Raw genomic sequence first — 4,203 nt, 5'->3', positions numbered from 1 at the left:
TCTTGTTCATCGGTGCAGTACTTTGCCTTAGACTTCCTTCAGATTCCACCTCACAGTGGACACCCTTGTCCTCAGCTCATGGTTCCGACTACTACGGCCCATAGCGGACTCTCACCGCCTAGCTAATACCCATGCCGGGCGCACATAACAAAGAGGCCGGAACATTTCCAGCCTCTTTTGTTTATTGCGGAAAGAATCTGCTACTTTGCTAGGGAACTAATTATTAATTCATTTTGATTCTAACTTCCGCAAAGTCGCATTTATATCATCAACCTAGTGCACCCTGGTGACCTTATTACATAAATATTCAGTCTAAAATTTCATGCCACACTTATGTTGCTTCTAGCCTACTATTAATTTCTTCGGTGCTAGATTGATATAGGAGATCTTACCATTCTAATCTTTCCACACTTATAATGTACCACGAATTGTAAGCGATTTCAAGAAGCAACTTTAGGTAACTTGAACCAAGAGAACATACATCGCAATCGCATTATTAATCATATGAATTGCAATCGAATTTCGAATGTCATCCGTTCGCAAATAAACATATGCTAAGACCATCCCCATATAAGCATAGATCAAAAAGCTAATGGGGTTGGTACTCATATGACCGGTAGAAAAGATTACCCCCGAGAAGATAACTTTCGGCCAGATGTTGCCACGCTTAAAGAACATATTTGTCAATGTACCACGAAAAATAAATTCTTCAGCAATTGGACTTAGAACAACTGCCGAAAAACAAAATACGATCGTAATTACTTCATTATGACCAAGCATGCTTCCTAGTGCTGCATTGTTCGCTGTTTCAGTTTGATGATAGATAAATTGATTAAGGTAGCTAAGGACATCCATTCCCAAAATAATCGCTAGATAACCACCGATAATCCAGCCAACCTTTATTCCCGCCGGCTGTCCTAATTGGTTATAAGTTTCATATGTCCGGTGTGCCCACCAAATAACCGCTAGCATTAAACAGATGAATAAGACCATGAACCCGTCCACGATAAGCTGGTTGGTCTTTGAATAACGTAGAGCAAAATTAACTGCAATCGGGGGAATCTCAATTGCAATTAACATCAGCGCAATTAAAATCGCCCTAAATATCCACGATTGTTTAATTACTTTTATCATTATTTTTCTCTTCCTTTGCCCGTTTCTCACGCATTCGTTGAATACTCCACCGGGTAGAAATTTTTGTCACAATGATGTTTGCAACCACGAAACCAATTACCCAGAGAAGGTACATCACCCAGCCAGAGATATAATGTTCGGCAGTTAGCCATACGAGGATCGCAAAGATGATAAATGGCGGAATAACCACCTTAAGAATAAATTCTGCTTTCACAAAGAAAACCTCCATTATTATTTGTTCAACAGTTTACTAAATTGGTACGTTAAGCGCAAGGTTGCTAAAAAAGATGGAAAGGCTGAGAAAAGTTTTTCGCTTTCCTCAGCCTCCCCATTTTTAATCTGTATTTAAGTAAATCTAGTTATTCTTTGATGCAGCAACTACTTCGTCATAAGTAGGAATTGATGGTAATGCACCAAGCTTTTGAACAGCTAATGAACTTGCCCGTTGAGCGTAAACAATTGCCTTTTCAATGTTACTCATATCAGGCTTTAATTGGGATGAAAGAGCACCAATAAAGGTATCACCAGCGGCAGTGGTATCAACAGCATTAACTTTAAAGGCAGGAATGAAGTTGTAACCATCTTGAGTACAGTAGAAAGCACCCTTTGCTCCAACAGTAATAATTAAATTACGAACACCCATTTGAGCAAACTTAGCGGCTGACATAAGCATTGAAGTTTCGTCTGTAATAATAATCCCTGTTAAAGCAGCACTCTCTGTTTCATTTGGAATGATTAAGTCTGTTAACTTCAATAAGTCAGGGTTAATTTCATGAGCAGGAGCAGGATTCAAGATTGTCTTTACGCCATTTTCCTTTGCAATTTGGAATGCCCGTAAAGTAGCTTCTTGTGGAGTTTCAAATTGAGCAATCACAAAATCAGCAGCGGCAATTTGATCGCGCGCATCTTCTACTTCTTTCACGCTTAATTGTTGGTTAGCTCCTCCGTACACTAAGATACTGTTTTGACCACTTTCATCAAGCAAGATGGCTGCAGATCCTGTACCTGCTTGGTCGTCAACATGGATCCCAGTTGTGTCGACGTTGTTATCGTTGAGGTCGTTGATCATCATCTTACCACCAGCGTCATCACCAACTTGACCAACAAAAGCTGTTTCAGCGCCTGAACGAGCAGCAGCAACAGCTTGGTTTGCCCCTTTTCCCCCAGCAGCATTAGTTTTACTTAAAGCGGCAATCGTTTCTCCAGGCAATGGCATCCGCTTAACCTTCATCGTTGTATCAACATTTAAACTACCTACAATTGTTACATGATTTGTCATTTGTTTATTTCCTCCTTAAACAATTGGCATCTAAGTGATAATATCATCATACCATACTATTTTGGACGATAGGAACTTGTACTATCTCGTTTAATTAATTTTACTGGAAAGTTTTGCACGCGGGCTTCCGCACTACTATGACTAATCTGTTCAATGAGCATTTTAGTAGCTCCAGCACCAAGGTCAAAAATTGGTTGTTGTACTGTAGTTAATCGTGGATAAACATAGTCGTCCCAGTAGATATTATCGTAACCAATTACAGAAATATCTTCGGGAACTTTAACGTCTAATTCATGCAATCCTCGCAATAATCCAATTGCCATCTCATCGTTCGCCGCAAAAACAGCAGAAGCACCAGTTGCTAAAACATCTTTTGCTGCTTTATATCCGCCATCCTTCGTCAAGGGTGCCCGAATAACATCGTGAATAGGATCTAAACTTAGATTATTTTCTTGAATAATATTTTTGAACCCATTCATTCGGTGATTTAAATTTTCAGTAGGGTTGTCAGAGGTAAGAACGGCAATATGTTTGTGACCAAGTTCAATGAGGTGTTTAGCCGCGATTTGGCCACCAAGGTAATCATTCGTTTGAACTCGATCACCCTCCTGCGTATGATTTTGATCAAACAAGATGTAAGGAATCTCATTAAAGGAGATAACTTCTTTAATTGTCTCTGTAGTCATCGTTGCACTAGCAATCACTAATCCACTAATTGATCGTTCAATCATCTGGGAAAGGTAATATTTTTCCAATTTTGGGTCACGGTTGGCACTAAAGACAAGTGGAATAAATTCTGCTTCACGGGCAATACTCTGCACTCCCTCGACAAAAGTACCAAAAAATGGGTTAGCAATATTAGGAACTAATACCCCAATTGTCTTGGCACTCTTTAAAATTAAATTCCGAGCATTAAAGTCAGGAACGTATTTATATTTGTCCCGTAATGCTAAAACTCGTTCCTGAGTTGCTGTGCTGAATCGATCGCCTTTATTATTTAAAATTTGCGAAACAGTGGTTACAGAAACACCAGCTTCTTTTGCTAAATCACGAATTGTTATTTTCTTTTTCATGGCTGTTCAACCTCTTTAGTAAACAGTTTTATCTAGTTAATAATATTTAATTAATTTAAACTATCTCAACTCATATTGCAATCACATTTCGTTAAAAATATCATTAAAAATCTGTTTCCCGGTTGCCATCTGAGTACCACGAACACGGAGATAGTCAATCTTTGCTCGCAAAATATCATATTCCCACAATGATGACAGGTCATGGTCATTATAGTAATGAATTGTTACTTTAATGGGTGTGAGATCAGTAATTATCCCTGTAAAATCATCACTCCCCTTATACTTTTCAGTGCCAATCACAACTGGAAGACGGTTCTCATAGGAATCATTGAGAAGATTTGATAATAGGTTCCCCTGAGTAATTTCTGGATGGTTATCAATGAACTTTTGCACTTGCCAAATATCAAAATAGTTGTGATCATGGGCAACTTTAGTCTTTTCAGAAACCGTCATTAAGTAGTCACTATGGCGTTCTGTATAAAGAATACTCTTAATCCGAATAGCAATTAATCCGTTGATTTTACCATCCCAGTCAATACTGATCATCAAACAAAATACTGGATCGAGGGCAACCACAAATCCGACATTAAAATAATCATCATTTGGCAAGTTATGAACCTCAATCAATGTTCCTTGCTGCTTGGCCATTGTTAATTGAACGCGATTCTCACTTTCACTTTCTTTTCTCATCTTTACTTCCTCGTATTCTATAAATAA

General features: G+C 38.5%; 5 protein-coding genes. All 5 read right to left on the bottom strand.

The features are described 5' to 3' along the window. Positions 1-453: 453 nt before the first annotated feature. The 5 genes from AACL61_RS01045 to AACL61_RS01025 all read right to left on the bottom strand — a co-directional run bounded on the left by AACL61_RS01045 (position 454) and on the right by AACL61_RS01025 (position 4,176). Entirely contained in the window at positions 454-1,134 is a 681-nt protein-coding gene (locus AACL61_RS01045) for a CPBP family intramembrane glutamic endopeptidase (RefSeq protein ID WP_339110854.1), read from the bottom strand. Continuing rightward, entirely contained in the window at positions 1,118-1,363 is a 246-nt protein-coding gene (locus tag AACL61_RS01040; protein WP_003670806.1) for a hypothetical protein, read from the bottom strand. The genes AACL61_RS01045 and AACL61_RS01040 overlap by 17 nt, the downstream gene beginning before the upstream one ends. Positions 1,364-1,489: 126 nt before the next feature. Then, entirely contained in the window at positions 1,490-2,413 is a 924-nt protein-coding gene (gene rbsK, locus AACL61_RS01035) for a ribokinase (RefSeq protein WP_065533148.1), read from the bottom strand. 56 nt (positions 2,414-2,469) lie between these two features. Beyond that, positions 2,470-3,486 carry a ribose utilization transcriptional repressor RbsR gene (gene rbsR / locus AACL61_RS01030; protein WP_003670804.1) on the bottom strand — a complete coding sequence of 339 codons (1,017 nt, stop codon included), beginning with the start codon at positions 3,484-3,486 and terminating at the stop codon, positions 2,470-2,472. 81 nt (positions 3,487-3,567) lie between these two features. After that, positions 3,568-4,176: a hypothetical protein gene (locus tag AACL61_RS01025; protein WP_019251768.1), complete on the bottom strand. Its 609-nt coding sequence runs from the start codon at positions 4,174-4,176 to the stop codon at positions 3,568-3,570. Positions 4,177-4,203 lie beyond the last annotated feature (27 nt).

This window comes from Limosilactobacillus reuteri subsp. porcinus, assembly GCF_036621895.1.
In the GTDB taxonomy this organism is placed as follows: domain Bacteria; phylum Bacillota; class Bacilli; order Lactobacillales; family Lactobacillaceae; genus Limosilactobacillus; species Limosilactobacillus reuteri_J.
The sequence above is the reverse complement of the archived record's forward strand: the minus strand, read 5'-3'. Positions and strand labels throughout refer to the sequence as shown.

Excerpts from the sequence above, each read along its gene's own strand:
- AACL61_RS01045 (WP_339110854.1), bottom strand. The coding sequence starts at position 1,134 with ATGATAAAAGTAATTAAACAATCGTGGATATTTAGGGCGATTTTAATT.
- AACL61_RS01040 (WP_003670806.1), bottom strand. The coding sequence starts at position 1,363 with ATGGAGGTTTTCTTTGTGAAAGCAGAATTTATTCTTAAGGTGGTTATT.
- rbsK (WP_065533148.1), bottom strand. The coding sequence starts at position 2,413 with ATGACAAATCATGTAACAATTGTAGGTAGTTTAAATGTTGATACAACG.
- rbsR (WP_003670804.1), bottom strand. The coding sequence starts at position 3,486 with ATGAAAAAGAAAATAACAATTCGTGATTTAGCAAAAGAAGCTGGTGTT.
- AACL61_RS01025 (WP_019251768.1), bottom strand. The coding sequence starts at position 4,176 with ATGAGAAAAGAAAGTGAAAGTGAGAATCGCGTTCAATTAACAATGGCC.